This is a genomic window from Pseudomonas sp. GW456-12-10-14-LB2 (assembly GCF_002884345.1).
Lineage (GTDB): Bacteria > Pseudomonadota > Gammaproteobacteria > Pseudomonadales > Pseudomonadaceae > Aquipseudomonas > Aquipseudomonas paraglycinae.
Genome location: NZ_POHV01000010.1, coordinates 26,105 through 47,860, shown reverse-complemented (window position 1 = coordinate 47,860; position 21,756 = coordinate 26,105). Strand labels below are relative to the sequence as shown.

The window sequence follows — 21,756 nt, the reverse complement described above, 5'->3', positions numbered from 1 at the left end:
CGTTCACAACTGTCCGACGAAGACGACCGACAATCCCTCCGAAACCGGCCTTGCACCCCACCGCGAAACCCCGACCGAACATCTATTCTTGATAAAGGTCAACCAAGGGAGATCAACGCGGAGGGACGTTCACCGTGCATATCGCCGACATCACCATGTTCTACGCCCCGGCCAGCGGTGGCGTGCGCACCTATCTGGATGCCAAGCACCGCCGGCTGGGAGTCAAGCCCGGCATCCGCCACAGCCTGCTGATTCCCGGCGCGCACTTGGGCGAACGCGATGGCGTCTACACGGTTCCCGCCCCCGCCCTGCCCTTCGGCAAGGGCTATCGCTTTCCCCTGCGCCTGGCTCCTTGGCGAAACGTCCTGCAGGATCTGCAGCCTGATCTGATCGAAGTTGGTGATCCGTACCTCACCGCATGGGCTGCGCTCGATGCGCGTCGACAACTCGATGTGCCAGTGATCGGCTTCTATCACTCGGATCTGCCGCTGCTGGTGGGCAACCGCATGGGCCACTGGGTCACGCCGAATGTCGACGCGTATGTGCGCAAGTTGTACGGCAATTTCGACCGGGTGCTGGCACCCAGCCAGGTGATGGCCGACAAGCTCAGCGGGTTGGGCGTGCGCAACGTCTTCGTGCAACCGCTGGGCGTTGATCTGCACACCTTCCACCCGGATGCCCGCGACGCCGGGTTGCGCAGCGAACTGGGGATCGCCGAGGACACGCGTCTGCTGATCTTCGCCGGTCGCGGTTCCAAGGAGAAAAACCTGCCGGTGCTGCTCGATTGCATGAAACGCCTGGGCCCGCGTTATCACCTGTTGCTGGTCGGCTCGTCGATGCCGGCTTCCGTCCCGGACAATGTCAGCGTGATCGACCGGTTCTGCCCGGCCGCGCAGGTCGCACGGCTGATGGCCAGTGCCGACGCGCTGATCCACGCCGGCGATCAGGAAACCTTCGGTCTGGTGATTCTGGAGGCCATGGCCTGCGGCATTCCGGTGGTGGCGGTGGCGGCCGGAGCGTTCGAAGAAATCGTCAGCGAATCCTGCGGCCTGCTCTGCGCGCCGAACAGTGCGCAAGCCATGGCCAATGCCGTGCGCGAACTGTTCAGTCGCGGGACTGGCGTACTCGGCCAGCAGGCACGCCAACATGTCGAACGGCATTACGCCTGGGACACGGTGGTCGACAGCCTGCTGAGCCATTACCACGCGGTACTCGGCGATTCGGTTCCTCGGGTGGCCAATGGCTGAATTTCACGAGCGCCCGGCGGTAATGCTGGTGCTGCATGACGTGGCGCCCTCCACGTGGGCCGATTATCGAGCGTTCGTCGAAGCCGTTGACCGGTTGGGCAACGTCCCGATGACGTGGCTGGTGGTTCCGGATTTCCATCGACGCGATGCACTTGAAGCACATCCAGCGTTCTGTCGAAGGCTCGACGAGCGCGTCGCACGCGGCGATGAACTGGCCCTGCACGGCCATTTTCATGAAGACACCGAGCCCGGCCCGCGCACGGCGCGCGACTGGTTCATGCGCCGGGTCTACACCCATGAAGGCGAGTTCTACCAGTTGTCCCGGGAAGCCGCCCTCGCCCGCCTGCGCCCGGGCATCGATCTGTTTCGGCGCCACGACTGGCCGCTGCACGGTTTCGTCGCCCCGGCCTGGCTGATGAGCGACGGCACGCGCCAGGCATTGCGCGAATTGCCGCTGCGCTACACCAGCGATCCGCAGCATCTTTATCACTTGCCGGATTTCACCGCGGTCGAGGCCCCGGGACTGGTCTGGAGCGCACGCAGCGCCTGGCGTCGCGGCATGTCGAAGGTCATCAGCGAACAGCGAGAGCAGCGCTGGCGCCAGGCGCCAGTGATTCGTCTAGGCTTGCATCCGGTGGACATGCGCCACCGCTTTTGCCGGGATTACTGGTGGCGCACCCTTGAACGACTGCTGGCGGACGGACGCGTGCCCATGACCAAAATCGACTGGCTGACGCGCCAGCGCACTCAAGCCGAGCGTGCCGCTTGAGTCGCGGCATTCTGTTGCTGATCGGCCTGCTGGTAGCCGTGGCGGTGCCCGTCCTGCTCGGGGGCGGCGAGACCTGGGGGCGCCTGCAGGCGTTTCCGCTGCACTGGCTGTTGATCATGTTCGCCATGGTTCTGCTGTGCTGGGGCATCAACACATTGCGCCTGCGGCTGTTGCTCGGCGATCAGCGTGACCGGGTCACACCCCTCAAAAGCCTCGGGGTGGTGATGGCCGCCGAATTTGCCTGGTGCGCCACACCCGGCGGCAGCGGAGGACCGTTGACGATCATGGCGCTGCTGGCGCGCAGCGGCGTGCGTCCGGCCCGGGGCAGCGCCGTGTTTGCGATGGATCAGTTGAGCGATCTGCTGTTCTTTCTCTGCGCCCTGAGCGGAATTCTGATCTACGCGCTGTTCCAGCATCTCAGCGACCGTATGGAATGGCTGCTGATCGTCAGTGCCCTGTCGTTGACCGGCGGCCTGTTCAGTTGCGTGCTGGTCGCGCGTTATCACCGTCGCTTGATTCGCCTGAGCGGGCGCCTGCTGGCCGGGATGAACGTCGAACCGCGTACCCGACGGCGCTGGGCACGGCAGTTGCTGCACTTTCTTGCCGCTTTCACCGATGCGCTGAAATTACCGTGGCAGACATTGATCAAGGTGTTCGTCCTGACCTGCGTGCATTGGTCGCTGCGCTATAGCGTGCTGTATCTGGCGTTGCGCGGGCTGGGGACGGATGTGCAGTGGGCCTGGACGTTTCTGATCCAGATGCTTTCGCTGGGTGCGGGGCAATTCAGCCTGTTGCCGGGCGGTGCCGGTGCAGCGGAATTGACCTCGGCGGCGCTGTTGGCGCCGATGGTCGGCAAATCGACCGCGGCGGCGGCGATCCTGATCTGGCGGGTGGTGACGTATTACTTCTATCTGCTGGTCGGTGGCCCGGTGTTTCTATTGATGCTGGGCCGGCCGTTGCTGAAAAAACTGCTGAGCGTCAGACAGGCTTCCTGAGGTCATCCTCTTCGTCCTTGAGTTGTTCCCACAGTTCGGCAGCGCCAGGAAACTCCGTGCCATCCTCCGGGCTCAGGTCATCCGGGTCATAGCGGCTGAGGCAGCCCTCGCCGAGGGTGGCGGGCGCCTTGGAAGTGGCTTTGTCCAGTGGATCGCTCATCGGTATGTCCTCAAGGTCCGTGGATCGTTCCCACGCTCTGCGTGGGAACGCAGCCCGGGACGCCCTGCGTCCCAAAGCAGACGCGGAGCGTCTGAAGAGGCATTCCCACGCAGAGCGTGGGAACGATCCTGAATCAGAACACCACGGTCTTGTTGCCGTGCACCAGCACGCGGTCTTCCAGGTGATAGCGCAAGCCACGAGCCAGCACCATCTTCTCGACGTCACGGCCGAAACGCACCATATCGTCGATGCTGTCGCTGTGGCTGACACGTACCACGTCCTGCTCGATGATCGGGCCGGCGTCCAGCTCTTCGGTCACGTAGTGGCAGGTCGCACCGATCAGCTTCACGCCGCGCATCGAAGCCTGGTGGTACGGCTTGGCACCGACGAACGACGGCAGGAAGCTGTGGTGAATGTTGATGACCTTATGCGCGTATTCGCGGCACATGTCCGGCGGCAGGATCTGCATGTAGCGCGCCAGCACCACCACTTCGGCATCGTGCTGCTTGACCAGGCGCGACACTTCGTCGAAGGCCGGTTGCTTGTCCTGCGGATTGACCGGCACGTGGTAATAAGGAATGCCGTGCCACTCGACCATGCTGCGCAGGTCGTCGTGGTTGGAAATCACGCAGGAAATCTCGCAATCCAGCTCGTCGCTGTGCCAGCGGTGCAGCAGGTCAGCCAGGCAGTGGGATTCGCGGCTGGCCATCAGCACCACGCGTTTTTTCTGCTCGGTGTCGGTGATGCGCCAGTCCATCGAGAACTCTTCGGCGATCGGTGCAAACTTCTCGCGCAACACCTCGATACCGAAAGGCAGGGAATCGGCACGGATTTCGTGACGCATGAAGAACCAGCCGACCTGGTTATCCGAGTGGTGGCTCGCTTCGGTGATCCAGCCATTGTGGGCCGCCAGAAAGTTACTGACTTTGGCAACGATGCCAACGCGGTCCGGGCAAGAAATCACCAGCCGAAAAGTGCGCATGAGGGGGAAACTCCAGAACTTCGCAAAGGCGGCCATTCTAGCGACTGCGCGGGAAAACTGCAGTATTGATGACCCTCGAAGCCTCACGGCATCCCGCCGCAGCTTTTTTGACGCGCGCAAACGCCAGAATGATGGCGCAGTAATAGCCATGCATGAACAGGCTTGTGTGAATATCTGTGAAGACTCCATCACATTATTTAACTGAACATTCAATTCACGGCTTTTCAACGTAACTAATTCAAATAAAAACCCCGGTTAAATGTTTACTTGATGAAACAGCCTGACTATTATTGCCGCACTGTCCCCTGCCATCGCGCACTCCCACATAAGGTAGTAATCATGTCCTTGATCAACGAATATCGCGCCACCGAAGAAGCTATCAAAGAGCTGCAAGCCCGTTTGAAGAACCTGTCGCAAGACGACAAACTGCAAGCCGAGCTGGAATTCGAAGGCAAACTGCGCACACTGATGGGCGAATATTCCAAATCCCTGCGCGACATCATCGCGCTGCTGGATCCAGAGTCCAAAACCAAAGCACCACGTGGCGGCGCAGCCAAAACTACCGGCACCAAGCGTGCTCGCAAAGTTAAACAATACAAAAACCCGCACAACGGCGAAGTCATCGAAACCAAAGGTGGCAACCACAAAACTCTGAAAGAGTGGAAAGCCAAGTGGGGCGGTGACGTGGTTGAAGGCTGGGCTACCCTGCTGGGCTAAGCCGCAACCCTTGTCGCAGAGCGCTTCTGTGACACAAAAAAACGCCAGCGAATGCTGGCGTTTTTTTATGCCCGGCATTCAAGCGCCGGACATGTTCGATTTCAAAGATCCAAACGTTTGCGCAATGCCTGGACATAGTTCTGCCATTCAACCAACACCTCGGCCTGCATCGGCGCAGCACTAAGCAGCCATTGCTCCATGGCCTCGGCAAAAGATTGCAAGGTATTAGGGGCGCCCCACTCCGGCGCGGACAAGCGTTGCCGGCAAAAGATTTTCCAGCGTTCTTGCTCTTCGAAATTCAACGTATCGGGAAAGTTACGTGCTCGATATCGAAACAACAATTCAGGCAAACGTTCATCATCGAACGGCCATTGCTCTCGCGCCAATTGAGCAGGATCGGTCGTCCTCACTTGCTCACATAAACGACGATCGCGATCACCGATAAATCCGTCGTACAACTGTTGTTCGGGATCTTCACTCGAGGTGAAATCTTCGCTGGCATAAATCGCCGAGACTTTATCTTTCCAAACTTGTTGTGCGTCACTTAGTCGCAATGCACGCGCCTGATACAACGCCATGTCCAGACCCAGACGCTGCTGATCTTCAGCCCTCAGCACCGACAACGGAGCCACCACCGGGCACTTGTTGATGTGAATCAGCTTGAGCGGCACCGGCAACTCGCCTTCGGCCAGATCGTCACGCCGGGTATACAGGCGCTGGCGCAATGTTTCGGCATCCAGGTCGAGCAGGCCCTGCGGGTCCAGATGCAGATCACAGACAATCAGCGCATTCTTGTTGCGCGGATGCCAGGCCAGTGGCAGCACCACGCCGACATAACTGCGCGCAGCGGAGAAACGACCGGAGATGTGCACCATCGGTTGCAACAATCGAATCTGGTCCATGACCTTCTGTTTGCTGCGCAACTGGAACAGCCAGTCATACAACTTCGGCTGCTTCTCGCGGATCAACCGGGCCAGGGCAATGGTGGCGCGTACGTCCGACAAGGCTTCGTGAGCATTGCCGTGATCGATGTTGTTGGCGGCGGTCAGACGTTCGAGCTTGAGCGTCACCTTGCCTTCGTCATCGGTCGGCCAGACCAAGCCATCCGGGCGTAACGCATAGGCAGCGCGCACCACATCGATCAGGTCCCAGCGACTGTTGCCGCCCTGCCATTCACGGGCATAGGGATCGAAAAAGTTGCGGTACAGACTGTAGCGGGTCATCTCGTCGTCGAAGCGCAGGGTGTTGTACCCAGCGCCGCAGGTGCCGGGAGCCGCGAGCTGAGCGTGAACCCGGGTCATGAAGTCGGCTTCGCTCAAACCTTGCTCGGCGAGACGACTCGGAGTGATGCCGGTGATTGCGCACGCCGCCGGGTGCGGCAGGATGTCTTCGCTGGGCTGGCAGTAGAGATTGACCGGCGCGTCGATTTCGTTGAGTTCGTGGTCGGTGCGGATCCCGGCCACCTGCAACGGGCGGTCGCATCGGGGATTGATGCCGGTGGTTTCGTAGTCGTACCAGAAAATGGAAGTCACGGGCGGTTCCTGAACTGAAGATCAGCAAAGTCTAGGCGTTCGACTGCGGTCGCGGCCAGCGCCGCATCATTCAGTCACCTTTGGTTGAACGATGTGTATGACATAGTTATGTCGTTCCCCCCCGAGAGACTGCTAGCATCGAACGCACTTGCATCCCGATCCGGCAACATCAGGTAGCCCATGCTCGAGACCACAGCACCGCCAAGGAAAGCACCGCTGGCCCCGCCACTGGACACGCGGCACCAGGTCGAAACGCCGGAAGGCATCGACCTGCCGCTGCGCCCCGCCGGCCTGATGGTGCGTGCCGTGGCGTTCACCCTCGATCTGGGTTTGCGCGGGCTGATCCTGGGTCTGCTGCTCATGGTGCTGGCGTTGCTCGGCAAACTAGGCATCGGCCTCGGCTCACTGCTGCTGTTCGTGGTGAGCTGGTGGTACATGGTGTTGTTCGAGGTGCTGCGTCAGGGCCGCTCGCCGGGCAAGCAATGGATGGGCCTGCGGGTGGTGCACGACGACGGCACGCCGGTCGGCTGGTCGGCCTCGCTGCTGCGCAACCTGCTGCGTTTTGTCGACCTGATGCCGTTCGGCTATTTCCTCGGTGCGATCAGTTGCCTGCAACACCCGACCTTCAAACGCCTGGGCGACATCGCTGCCGGCACGCAGGTGATCTACAGCGAACGCCCGCTCAAACGTCCGCAATTGCCCGATGCCGAACCCCGCTGCTCACCGATCCCGCTGACCCTGACTGAACAACGCGCCCTGCTCGCCTTCGCCGAGCGCCAGGGCGAACTGTCGACGGCGCGGGTCAACGAACTCGCCGCATTGCTCGCTCAGCCGCTGCATATCAGCGCGCCGAAAGCCGTCGTTGAACTCAACGGCATCGCTCGCGGCCTGTTGGGTCCGACATGAAGCAAAGCCTTTTCGAATCCCGCCACAAGGCCGAATGGGAGCGTTTCACCCTCGCTCTCGAACGTCTGGAACGCGGCAAGGACACTTCGCAGGTAGCGGAATTTCCCAAGGCTTATCGCCGACTCTGCCAGCACTTGGCGCTGGCGCAGGAACGTGGCTACAGCAGTTTTCTGGTCGACTCGCTGCAACAGCAAGTGCTGCGCGGCCATCAACAGCTTTATCGGCATCGCAGTCAGCTCGGCGCTAACGTGCTGGGTTTCATCCTGGCCGGATTTCCACGGCTGGTGCGCGCCGAATGGCGCTTCGTGCTGGCCGCCGCCCTGTTGTTCTTCGGCAGCCTGGCCGGTTTCGGTTTGCTGGTTTTCCTGTTTCCGGAGCTGGTCTACAACCTGATCCCCGCCGATCAGGTGCGCGAGATGCAGAGCATGTACGACCCCGCCGCCGGCCATCTCGGGCGTTCGGCCGAGCGCGCGGCGAGCGAAGACTGGGTGATGTTCGGTTACTACATCATGCACAACATCGGCATCGCCTTTCAGACCTTCGCCAGCGGTTTGCTGCTGGGGGTGGGCAGTGCGTTTTTCCTGTTCTACAACGGGCTGATCATCGGCGCGGTGGCCGGCCATCTCAGCGAGATCGGCTTCGGCCAGACCTTCTGGTCGTTCGTGATCGGGCACGGTGCTTTCGAACTCAGCGCCATCGCCCTGGCCGGTGCGGCAGGACTGAAACTGGGCTGGGCGTTGATCGCGCCGGGACGCCTGACACGAATCGAGGCCCTGCAGATCGCGGCGCGCCAGAGCATCCTGCTGATCTGTGGCGTGATGCTGTTTCTGTTGATCGCCGCGTTTATCGAAGCCTACTGGTCGTCGCGCACCGGGGTTTCGCCGCAGACCAAATACCTGGTCGGCGCCGGGCTCTGGCTCTGCGTGGCGCTCTATCTGCTATTCGCCGGAAGGACCCGTCATGCGCCTGAGTGATGCGACCGTGGCGATCCGTCCGCGCACCACCTGGGAAGCCATGGATCTGGGCGTGCTCATGAGCCAGCAACATCGGCGCCTGCTGATGACCAGTTGGGCCATCGTCACCCTGCCGCTGTTCGCGGTGCTCAGCCTGTTGCTGTGGGATTCGCCGTCACTCGCCGTGTTCATCTTCTGGTGGCTGAAACCGGCCTACGAACGCTTGCCGCTGTACATCCTGTCCAAGGCACTGTTCGGCGAAACACCCACCTTGAAACAGGCCTTGCGCCAATGGCCGCGCCTGCTCAAGCCGCAACTCCTCGCCAGCCTGACCTGGCGCCGCTTCAGCCTGAGCCGCAGCTTCCTGCTGCCCGTGCTGCAACTCGAAGGCCTCGACGGCTCGGCCCGCCAGCAGCGTTTGCAGGTGTTGCTGCAACGCAATGCCGGCGCCGCGCAGTGGCTGACGATCATCGGCGTGCATCTGGAAACGGCGCTGTGGATCGGCCTGATGGTGTTGTTCTACCTGCTGCTGCCGCAACAGGTCGAAACCGATTGGGACTGGCAAAGCCTGATCTTCGCGGCCGACTACGAATGGCGCTGGCTGGAGCATCTGACCAATGCGTTCTATGCGCTGATCCTGGTGATCTGGGAGCCGGTGTATGTCGCCTGCGGGTTCAGCCTGTATCTGAACCGCCGCACCGTCCTCGAAGCCTGGGACATCGAACTGGTGTTCCGCCGCTTGCGCCAGCGTTTGAACAGCAGCGTGATCGGCTTGCTGCTGGTGGCGTGTCTGCTGTTGCCGGTGTTGCCCTCAGCCTGGGCTGCCGACCCCGCCACTGCTCCGGATGCACCGCGCCTCTTGAACCAGCCTTTGACCAGCGAGGCGTCCCGCAACAGCATCAAGGCCTTGCTCGAACAACCGCCGTTCAAGAACAAGGAAACCGTCACCCGTTATCGCTTCGGCGAAGATCCCGCTACTGCCCAAAAACCCAAGGAAGGCGAGGCACCGCAATGGTTGAAAACTCTGCTCGACTGGCTGGACGGCCGACACCTCGACGGTCTGGCCAAGGCGATCGAAGTCGTGCTGTGGGGCGCAGTTATCGCCGGGCTTGGCTGGCTGGTCTGGCGTTATCGGGATTTTCTGCAAGCGTTCGTCGGCCGCCGTCCGCGCCTGCCCGAACAGATCAAAAGGCCCTTGCCGCAACAGGCCTTCGGTCTGGATCTGCAAAAGGAAAGCCTGCCCGATGACATCGCCAGCCACGCGGAGCAACTCTGGCAAACCGAACCGCGTGCGGCACTGGGTCTGCTGTACCGGGCACTGCTCAGTCATCTATTGCACGACTTCAACCTGACCCTCAAACCCGCCGACACCGAAAACGAAGTGCTGGCCCGGATCGAACAATTGCAGCGACCGGACCTGCTCACTTATAGCCGTCATCTCACCGGCCACTGGCAGAACATGGCCTACGGGCACCGCGTACCGGCGGCGCATCTGCAACAGGAATTGTGTGATGGCTGGCGCACCCTGTTCGGCCACGGAGTTGCCCGTTGAGCCGGCGCACGCTCTGGCTTTTGGGTGGCGCGCTGATCGTCGCCCTGCTCGGTGCGCTGGGCATTTATCTGTACCTCAAAGCCACGCCTTACCAGGCCGAGGTCGATCACGGCCCGTCCCCCGCCGCACAAGCCAATCCCTATCTGGCGGCGGAGATGTTTCTGCGTGAACGCGGAATCGACGTCAGTCATGCCGAAAGCCTCGCCGTGTTGCCCGACATCGACCCGCGCCAGCACACGCTGCTGATGTTCAACGACCGCTCGAAAATGACCCCGCGCCAGGTCGATCAGGTTCTGAACTGGGCCCGGGCCGGCGGAAGGCTGGTGTTCGTCGCCGAATCGATCTGGGATGAGAAGACCGGACAGAGCAACGACCTGCTGCTCGACCGCGTGCAACTGCATCAATCCTTCACCAAGGATCTCAAGGGCACGCCACCGGATGCCGCCGAAGATCCTTACCCCAACCTGACCAAGCTCTATCTGGAAGACGAAGACGCGCCCGCCTATGCCGGGTTCGACACCGCGTTCCACCTCGACGACCCGAAAAACCTCGCCCAGGCCTGGGCCAACAGCGCGAAAGCCACGCACATGATGCAACTGGCTTTCGGCCTCGGCACGATCACCGTGGTCACCGATGCCGACCTGTGGAAAACCCCGGCGATTGCACAGCACGACAATGCCTGGCTGCTCTGGTACCTCAGCGCCGACACCGCCGTGACCTTGTTGTACAACACCGAACACGACGGTCTGTTGACCCTGCTCTGGCGCTATTTCCCGCAAGCCATCGTCGCCCTGTTGGCGCTGATCGGCCTGTGGCTGTGGCATGTCGGCGTGCGTCACGGACCGTTGCAAGCGCCGGCTCCGAGTGGTCGCCGGCAGTTGATGGAACACCTGCGCGCCAGTGCCGATTTCATCCTGCGTCACAACGGTCAACAGACCTTGCTGCAAGCGTTGCAGCAGGACGTCCTGCGCCGCGCCCGCCATCGTCATCCCGGTTTCGACCAACTGAACGTCGCCGAACAATGGCTGGTGCTGTCGCGCCTGACCCGCCAGCCGACCCGTGCCATCAGCCAGGCCCTGAGCCCGGCACCGAAGCGGCGTATGTCCAGCGCCGAATTCTGCCGTCAGGTCGCCCACCTGCAAGCCTTGAGGAACACGCTATGACCGAACACATCGAACCCGGCTCGCCCGGCCACGCGGCCCAGCAACGCCAGCGCGCGAGCCAGTTGGCGCAAGCGGTGCGCGGTGAATTGCAGAAGGCGCTGATCGGCCAGAACCCGGTGATCGACGACGTGCTGACCGCGCTGATCGCCGGCGGTCACGTGCTGCTCGAAGGCGTTCCCGGCCTCGGCAAAACCCTGTTGGTACGCGCCCTCGCGAAGTGCTTCGGCGGCGAGTTTGCACGTATCCAGTTCACCCCGGATCTGATGCCCAGCGACGTCACCGGCCACGCGGTCTACGACCTGCAGACCGAGCAGTTCAAACTGCGCAAAGGCCCGTTGTTCACCAACCTGCTGCTGGCCGACGAGATCAACCGCGCCCCGGCCAAGACGCAAGCCGCCCTGCTCGAAGCGATGCAGGAACGTCAGGTCACTCTCGAAGGCCGGGCCCTGCCGATCGCCCAGCCGTTCATGGTGCTCGCCACGCAGAACCCGATCGAACAGGAAGGCACTTACCCGCTGCCGGAGGCCGAACTCGACCGTTTCATGCTCAAGGTGCGCATGGACTATCCCGACGCCGATCAGGAGCTGGACATGGTGCGTCAGGTCAGCCGCTCGACCCGCGCCGATATGCTCGACGTGCAACCGCTGCGCACCGTGTTGCAGGCCAAGGACGTGCAAGCCCTGCAGCGCATCGCCAGCGATCTGCCGATGGACGAGCAGGTACTCGATTACGCCGTGCGCCTCGCCCGCAGCACCCGCACCTGGCCGGGGCTGACCCTCGGCGCCGGGCCACGTGCCTCCATTGCACTGGTGCGCTGCGCCCGCGCCCGAGCCCTGTTGCGCGGCGGTGAATTCGTGATTCCCGACGACATCAAGGGCTGCGCACTGGCGGTGTTGCGCCATCGCGTACGCCTTGCACCGGAGCTGGACATCGAAGGGCTGCAAGTCGATCAAGTCCTTCAGCAACTGCTCGACCAAGTACCGGCGCCGCGCCTGTGAAACCCTCGCGCCTGCTGTTGATCTGGCTGGCGATCCTGCTGGTCATCGGCATTGTGCTGGGCGCGTTGCAGGCGCTGGACGTCGAGGTGCCATCGAGCCTGCTGTCGATCAACTGGGGATTGTTGCTGGCGCTGTTTGCGCTGAGCCTGCTCGACGCGCTGCGCCTCAAGCGCCTGCCCTCGCCCCGCGTGCAACGACAGATGCCCGGCAGCCTGGCCCTCGGTCGCTGGAGCGAAATCCGGCTGGAAGTCGAACACGACCTCGACCCACCACTGGCCATTCAACTCTTCGACCACGTACCCGACGGCCTCAGCCATGAAAACCTGCCGCTCTCCACCGAGCTGCAACCCGGCCAGCGCAGCCTGATCGGCTACCGCCTGCGCCCACTCAAACGTGGCCACTTCACTTTCGAAACCTGCGAACTCAACTTGCCGAGCCCCTTCGGCCTGTGGTCCGGCAAACGCCTGCTGAACATCACCGACCACACCCGCGTCTACCCCGACTTCGCCCGTCTCTACGGCGGCCAATTGCTGGCGGTCGACAACTGGCTCAGCCAGCTCGGCGTACGCCAGCGCCAACGCCGTGGCCAAGGGATGGAATTCCATCAACTGCGAGAATTTCGCGAAGGCGACAGCCTGCGCCAGATCGACTGGAAAGCCACCGCCCGCCACCGCACACCGATTGCCCGGGAATACGAAGACGAACGGGATCAACAGATCATTTTTATGCTCGACTGCGGGCGACAGATGCGCAGTCAGGACGGCGAGCTGTCGCATTTCGATCATGCGTTGAATGCGTGTCTGCTGTTGAGTTATGTGGCGCTGCGGCAGGGGGATGCGGTGGGCTTGTCCACCTTCGCCAGCGATCAGCCTCGGTTTATTGCACCGGTCAAAGGTACGGGGCAGCTCAAGGTGTTGCTCAACGGTGTTTATGATCTGGATAGCACGCGACGTTCGGCGGATTATCCGGCGGCGGTGGATCAGTTGTTGGCCAGGCAGAAGCGTCGGGCGCTGGTGGTGTTGGTGACTAATGTGCGGGATGAGGTTGATGAAGAGCTGCTGACTGCCATGACACAACTGGGCAGGCAACACCGCGTACTCATCGCCAGCCTGTACGAAGAAAGGCTCGAACACGTGCGGCTGACTCCGGTTCAATCGCTGACGGAAGCGCTGGCCTATTGTGCAACGGTGGATTACTTGAACGGCACGGCAAGACTCCATGAGCAGTTGAGGACTCATGGACTACCGATCATCAATGCCCGGCCCACCGAACTGGGCGCCGAGTTGGTGGCCCGATATCTGGCCTGGAAAAAAGGCGAGGCCTTGTGACTTCCGGATCAACGGTCCACAACAGGCACAGTCACCCCCTTGCTAACCGAAGTACCGCCGGGGTTTTCCAGGGTGACCCGAAGAGAAACCTGCTCAGAGGTTGAAGTCGGCGACCAGGAGTGCGAGTACTTGCCCTGATTGTCGGTGCTTGATTCCTGGCTTGGCTGTCCATTTCTGGAAACGAAGACTTTCCTGTTCGCCATAGGCTGGCGGGACCGCGTTGCCACAATCAGCGCGGTCATTGTGGTGTACGTGTTAACGAGCACCGGACTGATCGAAGCTGTCACAGACTCGATATCTGCATGGTTAGGAGAATCAAGCGGATCAAGAACCTCATAATTCAAAGTCCCGGATCCGCCAGATGTCTCCTGGACATAGGCAGCCAACTGATGCAAACCAATTTGCGCAGGCATCTCTTGCATCATTGCCAGTCCATTTTCATTGGTCATGGAGGTGCGCGACTGCGAAGTCGGGAAACGCCAAACCACCGGTACGCCTGGTGCAACTCCCCCGTGTCGCTCATAGCGCACTCGGGCCTGTGCTGTCATGGTCTCACCCAGCCAAAATCTGGTTTTGTCACTGGCCAGCTCTGCAACGACCAACTCATCCGGCGGGGCTGACAGTATCAGCGACTTCACATTGTTACCGGCCAGACCGCTTCGAACCGAAGCGATCAATCGGGTTTCACCGGGCACCCTCCAGAACTCGATCGTTGCCTTGCCTTGAGCATCAGTGAATGTCGAAGGCAATATTTGTTCACCCTGCCGCCAGCCCACCTCGATCCCTGACAGCGCCTTCTTGCTAAGAGCCGAAACCACGAAAACATGCGCCGACACTTTTTGCCCGGGATTTCCGCTCGACACATCAACGACCAAATCTTCAATCTGGCACGGTTCGTTCATTGAATAACGAAAGTCGACTGAAGCCGAATCAGCGCCACCGGCAACAGAAGCGGTGACGATACCTGGACCCGCGACTTCGGGAACAAAGCTGATCTGCGCAACCCCCCGATAGTTGGTGGAAGTCACCCGAGACTCCTGCTCCGACAACTCCCACCGGATCGGTAAACCTCTCATGGCCTTTCCGGTCAACACATGGGTTACGGTGACTTCAGCGTTCACTGTTGCTCCCCAATCAACGACCTCAAGAACACTACTGGTCGAGGTAATCCGGGCGACAAGGGCTCGACTTCCCAAAGACAGGGGCTGAACAGGAGAACGTTCCAGCAAGCGAAAGGCAGCCAACTGCAAAGACACACTGGCGTCCTTCACATCTCCATCCTTGAGCTCAAAATCCAGCCCCCGCTCATCCAGCGTGTGGAATTCACCCAACACCCGATTGAATTCGAGCCCGACCTCACTCCGGCCGGGATTAACCAGACCCAGCGCTAACTTTTGATCAAGCAAGGGGCTGCCATCCCTCGCAAAAAGCCGGAAACCGAAGGCCTCACCGCGTCTCGGAAACAACGCGTTGGCTGCCCACACATACCGCTGTGAAGCGCTCACGGAAACATCCGGATCCAGATCCAGATCCAGATCCAGATCCAGATCCAGCCAGGGATCCGTTGCCAGGGCAGTGAGCTGCGTCCGGGTTTCCGCCGTTGACCCATCGTAAGGATTCGAAGCAACAGCAGTGATGAAGCTTATACCGGCCTGACTCGGCAGTGCATCGTGCCGCGCCCAGCCATCGGCATCTGTCCGTAAGGAAACCGGCCCGGCACTCCCGGTCTGCACCGAGATTTCTGCCCCCTTGACCGGCTGATCATTGAACGCCGAGCCCAAGCGAAACTCGACCCTGGCACGCTCGCCCTTGCTCATGACGGGATCAATGGCAGGACCGCGCGTGGCCAGAATCTTGAGTTTGTGATGGCCCAACTTCAATTGAGTCTGCGCCGTCAGCGACTCTCCATCGATCATGATGGTAGCGGTCTGAGTCATCTCGACATCGGCTGTGCTGTTGGTGAAGTCCAGTTGCCTGCGCGCACCACCCGCCGTCATGACGACATCCTCAGTCAGTGGTGGGTTGACCTCCATTCCCGGTGCCAAGGGTGTGATGGCCATTTTCACAGGCAGCCCATGCAGTGCGCTGATCCCATATGGCATATACATCGACTGGTGAGACGTCCACAGGCAGGGATACAACCTGTCGTTACCCGGTTCAGCTGAAACATGATCAAGCATCGCCCGGACCTCACTGGCGAGATCGGCGGCCAGCAGCCGCAAGGGAAACTCGCACTTTTCCGGCAAATGGGAACTGCTGAACGCCAATGTCGAGAACCCGCTGAGATCGGTGCCCGAGGTGATGTCCCACTCAAGGCCGGAAATAGTCATGACCCGAGGAACATCGACTTGCGGGTCCAGCTGAAACTCCGGTAAAGGGGGCGTATTTGCATTCCAGTGCAGAGCAATCGACTTGCCGATAAAGTTGCTGTTCGCAACGGGATCAATCCGCAGCTTGTGCGCTCTGCCACGCCGACAGACCACACCCTGAATCAGTCGATCGATCGGTTTCCCGTCCAAAGAGAAGTTGACCTGCCCCTTCCATGCGCTGGTGGGCAAAGCTTCGACGGCGAATGAATGTTCATCCACTGGCGCGTCTTCGTGGCGCTGTACCCGCGCGACGATATTCTGGTCACCGGCATTGGCGGGCAAGTAATCCACGCTTGCCCAGCCATCCACGCCCGTGAGGGATGTGACTGTACCCTTCGGTGTTTCAAACTCGACTTTTACGTTACTGACAGGCTGTCTGTCGCCCTTCTGCACATTCACCATGCAGGTGACGATTTCGCTTTCGTCCACCCTCGGCAACTTGTTCGGCCCCCAGGTCTTGCCGATCTCGACTCTGTTGTAAGCCAGCGACAGGGCATTGCCTGGCGATAAATGCTGCAACCTGGAACAACCGAGAACCCAATCAAACAGGCCGTCGCGCTTGTCCTCGAAGGTCGTTGTCCAGAGGACTGTACCGTCAACTACAGGCGCAGGAGCCCCGAAGCTCGGTTGAGCGGTTGCTCCAACGTCCTCTTGTGAATCACCATTTGCCCAGATCAGGAAAAAGTTGGCGGCAATCAGAGGATGCTCCGCAGTAATATCCAGATTGACAGGGAATGACTCACCGCGTTCCGGATAGCGGGTCTTCTCCCCCCAGACGGCCGGTGCCCCACCATCGAACCGAGCCTGTAAGGTTTTGAACGGATCGATAGCAAACGCCCGAACTTCGAAGATATGCGTCGCTTCGCCATCGTCGGACAAAGGGCTGGCAACCGAGGCGATAACCCTGCTCACCCCATCCTCGGTTGGCGTGCACAGATAGGTCGCTCGACCTTGAGCATCGGTGGGTGCCCGGTGCAAAACCTTCCCGGCCTTATCCTCTGCCCGCCAGACCACCTCACTCGCTACCGGTGCCTGGGTATAGAAGGATCTGACCTGAACCTGCAGCTCCACCGATTGGTTGTACTCGATGACCGGGTACGTCTCGGCCTGTTTGAGTACGAACAGCTCCAGGAGGTGATGCCCCCAGGAAACCAATAGCGGATACGCTGGCGCCGAGTATTTGCTGTAAATCTTCGCCTCCAGCTCATAAGGTTCTTTGCCTGACGGCTGCGGACAATCCAGCAGCCAGTCCAGACTGATGAGCTGAGATGTTCCCAACTCGGGCTCGGCGGTAATGGCCTCCAGCGGGTTATCTTCAATCCACAGGCTGGCCTCGAGATTTTTCCAGACACTCTGCGGATCAACCTTAAACAAAACCCTGTGATGTTGATCCCCGGTAGCCCCCAGGCAGATCGGCACAACGTTGCCCGCGTCGAAACGTTTGCCATCAATGAGAACGGCCACCCCCCCCAACTCCGGAAGATTCAGCTTTATCTCTATCCCGGTCAGACGAATTTCCACAGAGCTGGGTTCGCCCACACCCCTTGCCGGGCTGCTCAAATTAATCTCCAGCTCATCACCCGCTTGTAAATCCAGGCTGTCCGGCAAATCCTTGCGCATCTCGGTCAGATCAATCGCCAAAGGATCGACATCCTGCAACCCTGTCTTCACCGGCAATTCGATTTCGAACTTTTCGTCACTCCCCCGCTTGTTTACAACCACTAGCCCGGGCGATGACAAATAGGTGGTGTCGTAAAGAAGACGCAGGCCATAACGGACCTCCGCCTGCTGTCCGATCGGCACGATCATCCTTTGCCGAACCGCCGCGCGGTGGGTTAGCGCCATGTACGATACGTTACCGTCGTTCCGGATTTCGACGCCCCCCGGATTGGCCACATCGTCCCAGTGGTCATAGCCCTCAGTCATGTCGCCGTTCATCACGAAATTGTGATCCGTGTCGATGTCGATTTCGATCATGATTGAGTCCCCTTGGCCTCGACCTTGCGCTCAGCTTCGTTCACCAGTTCCTGCACTTTTCTGGAAAAAGCCAGATCCCCGACCTTGGCGGTGTAAAACACCTTGATCACGATATCGGTCAGCGATAACAGCATCGGCTTTTGGTTCAAATGCCAGGGAAATTCGATCCGCCAGCGCGAAACGACACCGGTGTTTTCGAACGGCAGCGTCATGCCTTCGTCAGCTCTGAGTGAAACCACACCGGTATCATCCAGCCCGGTAGACAGGGAAACCTGCTGCCCACTGCTCAGGTTGATCAGCACATCGACAGGCGCAACGCCTCCACCGGAGTGCAGATATTCCAAAGACTCGATCGACGGTTTTGTAGCGATATAGCTGCCGACCTGTATCAGTTTCACCACCACATTTTCGAAGGGCCCGGTGAGCACCGGCAGACTGACTTCGACACGAGAAATCTGGCGGCAGTAATGATCGTGGTAGTCGCGATCGAACAGTAGCTGGATCAGCTCGAAATCCAGTGCGCCCGTTGCCAGCAAGTGGTCCAGCGCATCAGTCCAGTTGTCAAAACCCTTTGGCCGGGTCGCCGGATCATTGAACAATCGTTGTAGCGAAACGGTCTTGACGATCTCCTGGCGTCGCTCATTGCGTTGCAGATATTCCGACCGCATTCGCAACAAACCGGCCTGCAATGTCGCGCCAGCCGTCAAGCCGCGCCGCTGGTCGCTCCAGACATCGGTGTTCAGTTGATAGGCATCGAACTCACAGGTTTCCGCCCGCAAGGCTGTCTGGGCACTCCGGCACAGAGCAACAGCGGCGTCATACGCCTGAAAGTGCAAGGTCTGCAGTTGCCCCATCAACCACTGGTAAAGCTCCAGATTGGTCGCCCGGGTCTGCAGGAACTCGAACAGTCTGAGCGCCTGGCTATTCGCGGCAAGGGTGTGTTCCAGATTGATCCTTGCTGCATTGATGGCCCGTTCCTGACCTGCAATCTGGGCACTGATCGCATTCTTTTCAGTATTGGCCTGTTTACGCAGCAACCACCAATCCTCTCGGCGACGACGATAGCTTTCGGAGGTGGCCGTCTTGTCGGCACTGGCGCGCTGCACGTCTGCGGCCATCCGAAAACCAAATCCCACGGCACTGACCAGATAAGCCGGCTCATGATTGCCATTGGACAATCCAAAGATTTTGGGGAACGCATGGATTACCGCTGCCCCCATCTCAAAGCCAGTGGCCAGAGAAGCGAGGCCCGAAGCGGCTTCAACATGCTCCATGACTTTGAACTCATCGGGAGAAATGTGCTTGTCGTACAGATCGGCGTAGTGCAGCTCTCGCTCTTCGGCCATGGTTCTGCTGTGCTGCAACGCCGTAAGGCCCTCGACCTCACGTGCTATGGATTCTTCCTGTGCCCGACGAGCGAATTCGCCAAGCTCAGTCAAATGGCGTTGCTGCAACGTCTCCTGCTGGACACGATCCTGCTGCTCAAGCAGACGCTGTACTTCGTTCCCCAGCTCCTGCAGGTACTGCACCATCTGCAACGCTGCATTGAACAGTACGTCCCAGCGATAGACCGCAACTCGCAACTGTCCACCCATCGGTCGCACCGGTCCCGCCTTACCGGCTGCCAGGCGATTCAACAACTCACTTGGATCCATGGCGGTAAAAAGAGGGATGGATGCAAGCTTGCCGTCGATTGTCCGACCATGGCGAATGTTGTCGATACGCTGATCAGGCAGGTCAAAGAACGTCAGCAAACGCGGGCTGACCGGTATATTGAAAGAACGCGTGCCGTACACACCCAAATGCTGAGTACGCGCAGCCCTGACCGGTAAATCCTCTGTTCGCAGCTGCAATGTCGTTTCAAATTCCGCGAGGGCCGGTCGGGTCTGCATCTCTCCCACAAGTTCACCAAGTTCCTTTGCAACCCAGCGATTGACGCTACGGGTATCCGGCCTGGCTCCCATCAGCGATCGGGCCCGGACATACTGCAGCTTGGCGGCCGTCAGGCTGTCCCGCGTCATCTGGCGATAGAGCCAGTCACCCCAGGCGATGAGGTTGTTCACATACTCGAGGAAAATCACGACCTTGTAATGCCAGGGCGATGAATAGGCGATGGCATCCGGATCCCCCGGTGCGAAGACTTCATAGCAATAGCAGATGTCGGGCTTTTCCACGTCCAGAGGCCGGCAATGCCAGTATTGCGGCCTTGCCGGGGTATCACCCTGCGCTGGTTTAGCGGGCGACTGCGGCTCGAATATGAAATGCAGCCAGCGCTGGGCCGCCTCAAAACGGTTCTCGTCACGCAGCCGGACGGCAATCAGATGTGGCAAGTGAAAAAACAGCTCCCAGAAAAACAGACCGTTGGCACCATCGAACGGACCGTTCGGCTCGACCTGGCTTTCGGGCAAAGGCGGCTCCTTCGGAAACTGCGTCGCCCAGTCCAGCAACACGCCGATCGATACACTGGAGCGCAACACCAGTTCGTGACCGATCAACGTATTGAGCCGGACGTATTTCAACTTCAGAACGTTTGCCGGTTGGTTGAAGGCCAGAAACTGGGCGCCCTGCGCATCGGTGTCATGGATGTACGGTAGAGGTCCATGATCACCGAGCGTGGCGGGGACCGTCAGGACGAGGGTTCGCTCACCGTAGTCTGCGGCGCCTGTCAGTTTCACGGTGAGCGTGCTGCTGTTGAACCCTGTTCGCTTGATCTCCTGCCATTTCGTTGCCCATCCACCGGAACTCGAGTAACTGGCAGTAACTGGGTCCGGGTCACCACCAGTGGTGAATTCGACTTTCAGCGTGAACTCAACGTTCGTGCCACCGCCACGTGAGACATGGGCACAATGCCCCTGAACCCAGAGCGAGTGCTCAGTAGCGCTGTTACGCACGATATAAGCCTTGATCCCCAGGTACTCGGCCAGCGTGCCGGGCTTGGTGATCTCACTGTCAACGGCCGGAAACAGCTTCGGCTGCATCTTTTGCTGAAGCGTACGGCGCTCGACAAACAGTTGATTGGCCAGGTAATCCATGACCGCCGTTTCGTCCTTCACTTTGCGAAACAGCGAGTCACGGGTTTCATAGATAGCGACAGACACCACAGACGACGTACCGACTTTGGGCTCGGCATTGGTCACATGTACCGCCAGCCTGCCCTTGGGATACGAGGTATCGATCTCGTCGCGCAAAATTACCGCGACCAGCCGGCAACCCTTCGAAACGTCCTTGTCCGTCTGCAGCAGATGCAAGCGAATGGGTGGCGACCAGCTGTCGTCCAGCGCGATGAACGCCACCATGACTTCCAGCTCATGGAGGCTTTGCAGTTGACCCGCGTTATCGAAAACACCCGGGCGCCATTGGACCCAGACCATGCACGCCCGGCCTTCCCAAAAGACCATCCGACAATCCAGCACAGTGTCATCGGTGGGAATGTCGGCAGATTTCCATTCTCGCCAGTCAGTCGGGTTGACCGATGGCGAGTCGAAGGCGAGTTTGATGTTCGCTTCACGCCAGAACCAGCCAAAAGGTGCAACACGTTGCCTGCCCACCAGGTAATAATGCGTCTCCAGCGGATTGGACCCATCCAGATAACCGGTCTTGACGTTCAGATTGCACGTTTCTTCAAAGCTGCGCAGGTAGCGCTGAGCGCCCTTGAGCACCGAATCGTCAGTGATCGAGGTCTGATTCACATAACTCTCAAGAGCCCTGAACAAACCGGTTTTGCGGATGCGCACATAAGGCGTGATGTAATCCTCAGGTGTGCACAACAGCAGCATACTTGCCGACCACGACCCGTAACTGCTGGCGAGATCCCACTCTTGCAGAAGGTCAGGATCGAACTCCCGCCCGTCGTACCCCGGTTCAAATTTCTGCAACACCGCAAAAAGGTAGGACTGCAAACAGCTCCTGGCCTCCGCCACCCACGAGGTTTCAATTTCGTCGCTGTCCAGCGGATCGGTGCGCAGCCATTCCCAGAGGTCATCCGCCGATTGGGTATTCATCGGAAAGGGATGACTGGCCTTGTCATGTTTTGCGTGAAGACAGAAATCAATCAACGCATTGCGACGCAGGGCTGACAGCTCACCTGAAGTTTTGTTGAGCATCACCA

General features: G+C 59.9%; 15 protein-coding genes. 10 read left to right on the top strand and 5 right to left on the bottom strand.

Annotated features, from left to right (window positions below):
- Positions 1 to 134 precede the first annotated feature (134 nt).
- From C1X29_RS08800 to C1X29_RS08790, 3 genes are read left to right on the top strand one after another with little or no spacing between them, the layout of a single operon-like run.
- Positions 135 to 1,247: a glycosyltransferase family 1 protein gene (locus C1X29_RS08800; RefSeq protein ID WP_085745215.1), complete on the top strand. Its 1,113-nt coding sequence runs from the start codon at positions 135 to 137 to the stop codon at positions 1,245 to 1,247.
- Complete coding sequence (locus tag C1X29_RS08795) at positions 1,240 to 2,016, top strand: DUF2334 domain-containing protein (protein ID WP_102717261.1); 777 nt, start codon at positions 1,240 to 1,242, stop codon at positions 2,014 to 2,016. The genes C1X29_RS08800 and C1X29_RS08795 overlap by 8 nt, the downstream gene beginning before the upstream one ends.
- The gene (locus tag C1X29_RS08790) at positions 2,013 to 3,011 is read left to right on the top strand and encodes a lysylphosphatidylglycerol synthase transmembrane domain-containing protein (protein WP_102717260.1); all 999 of its coding nucleotides are present in this window, start codon (positions 2,013 to 2,015) and stop codon (positions 3,009 to 3,011) included. The genes C1X29_RS08795 and C1X29_RS08790 overlap by 4 nt, the downstream gene beginning before the upstream one ends.
- Here the strand turns inward: C1X29_RS08790 and C1X29_RS29395 are convergent.
- Both C1X29_RS29395 and purU read right to left on the bottom strand, forming a co-directional pair.
- Positions 2,995 to 3,171 (bottom strand): hypothetical protein, encoded by a 177-nt coding sequence (locus tag C1X29_RS29395; RefSeq protein WP_164872161.1) that lies wholly within the window; start codon positions 3,169 to 3,171, stop codon positions 2,995 to 2,997. The genes C1X29_RS08790 and C1X29_RS29395 overlap by 17 nt on opposite strands.
- 133 nt (positions 3,172 to 3,304) lie before the next feature.
- Positions 3,305 to 4,153, bottom strand: a complete 849-nt coding sequence (gene purU, locus C1X29_RS08785; RefSeq protein WP_102717259.1) for a formyltetrahydrofolate deformylase — start codon at positions 4,151 to 4,153, stop codon at positions 3,305 to 3,307.
- Positions 4,154 to 4,492: 339 nt separating this feature from the next.
- Here purU and mvaT point away from each other — a divergent pair, with 339 nt between their 5' ends.
- A complete protein-coding gene (mvaT, locus tag C1X29_RS08775) occupies positions 4,493 to 4,870 on the top strand; it encodes a histone-like nucleoid-structuring protein MvaT (protein ID WP_007951234.1) in 378 nt (125 codons plus the stop codon).
- Between the two features lie 101 nt (positions 4,871 to 4,971).
- On the opposite strand, the gene sbcB is transcribed toward mvaT, so the two are convergent.
- A complete protein-coding gene (gene sbcB, locus C1X29_RS08770) occupies positions 4,972 to 6,402 on the bottom strand; it encodes an exodeoxyribonuclease I (RefSeq protein ID WP_102687244.1) in 1,431 nt (476 codons plus the stop codon).
- Between the two features lie 180 nt (positions 6,403 to 6,582).
- On the opposite strand from sbcB, the gene C1X29_RS08765 reads away from it, so the two are divergent.
- Genes C1X29_RS08765 through C1X29_RS08740 form a run of 6 tightly spaced genes read left to right on the top strand, consistent with a single transcriptional unit; the run spans position 6,583 to position 13,302 of the window.
- Positions 6,583 to 7,308: an RDD family protein gene (locus C1X29_RS08765; RefSeq protein ID WP_102717257.1), complete on the top strand. Its 726-nt coding sequence runs from the start codon at positions 6,583 to 6,585 to the stop codon at positions 7,306 to 7,308.
- Positions 7,305 to 8,282 (top strand): stage II sporulation protein M, encoded by a 978-nt coding sequence (locus C1X29_RS08760; RefSeq protein WP_102717256.1) that lies wholly within the window; start codon positions 7,305 to 7,307, stop codon positions 8,280 to 8,282. The genes C1X29_RS08765 and C1X29_RS08760 overlap by 4 nt, the downstream gene beginning before the upstream one ends.
- A complete protein-coding gene (locus tag C1X29_RS08755; protein ID WP_102717255.1) occupies positions 8,269 to 9,813 on the top strand; it encodes a DUF4129 domain-containing protein in 1,545 nt (514 codons plus the stop codon). The genes C1X29_RS08760 and C1X29_RS08755 overlap by 14 nt, the downstream gene beginning before the upstream one ends.
- Positions 9,810 to 10,976 carry a DUF4350 domain-containing protein gene (locus C1X29_RS08750; protein ID WP_102687240.1) on the top strand — a complete coding sequence of 389 codons (1,167 nt, stop codon included), beginning with the start codon at positions 9,810 to 9,812 and terminating at the stop codon, positions 10,974 to 10,976. Before C1X29_RS08755 ends, C1X29_RS08750 begins: the two co-directional genes overlap by 4 nt.
- Positions 10,973 to 11,974, top strand: a complete 1,002-nt coding sequence (locus tag C1X29_RS08745; RefSeq protein WP_102717254.1) for a MoxR family ATPase — start codon at positions 10,973 to 10,975, stop codon at positions 11,972 to 11,974. The genes C1X29_RS08750 and C1X29_RS08745 overlap by 4 nt, the downstream gene beginning before the upstream one ends.
- A complete protein-coding gene (locus C1X29_RS08740) occupies positions 11,971 to 13,302 on the top strand; it encodes a DUF58 domain-containing protein (RefSeq protein WP_102717253.1) in 1,332 nt (443 codons plus the stop codon). Before C1X29_RS08745 ends, C1X29_RS08740 begins: the two co-directional genes overlap by 4 nt.
- Positions 13,303 to 13,310: 8 nt before the next feature.
- Here the strand turns inward: C1X29_RS08740 and C1X29_RS08735 are convergent, their stop codons facing one another.
- Both C1X29_RS08735 and C1X29_RS08730 read right to left on the bottom strand, forming a co-directional pair.
- Positions 13,311 to 17,648 carry a hypothetical protein gene (locus tag C1X29_RS08735; protein WP_102717252.1) on the bottom strand — a complete coding sequence of 1,446 codons (4,338 nt, stop codon included), beginning with the start codon at positions 17,646 to 17,648 and terminating at the stop codon, positions 13,311 to 13,313.
- Complete coding sequence (locus tag C1X29_RS08730) at positions 17,645 to 21,751, bottom strand: neuraminidase-like domain-containing protein (RefSeq protein WP_102717251.1); 4,107 nt, start codon at positions 21,749 to 21,751, stop codon at positions 17,645 to 17,647. The genes C1X29_RS08735 and C1X29_RS08730 overlap by 4 nt, the downstream gene beginning before the upstream one ends.
- Positions 21,752 to 21,756 lie beyond the last annotated feature (5 nt).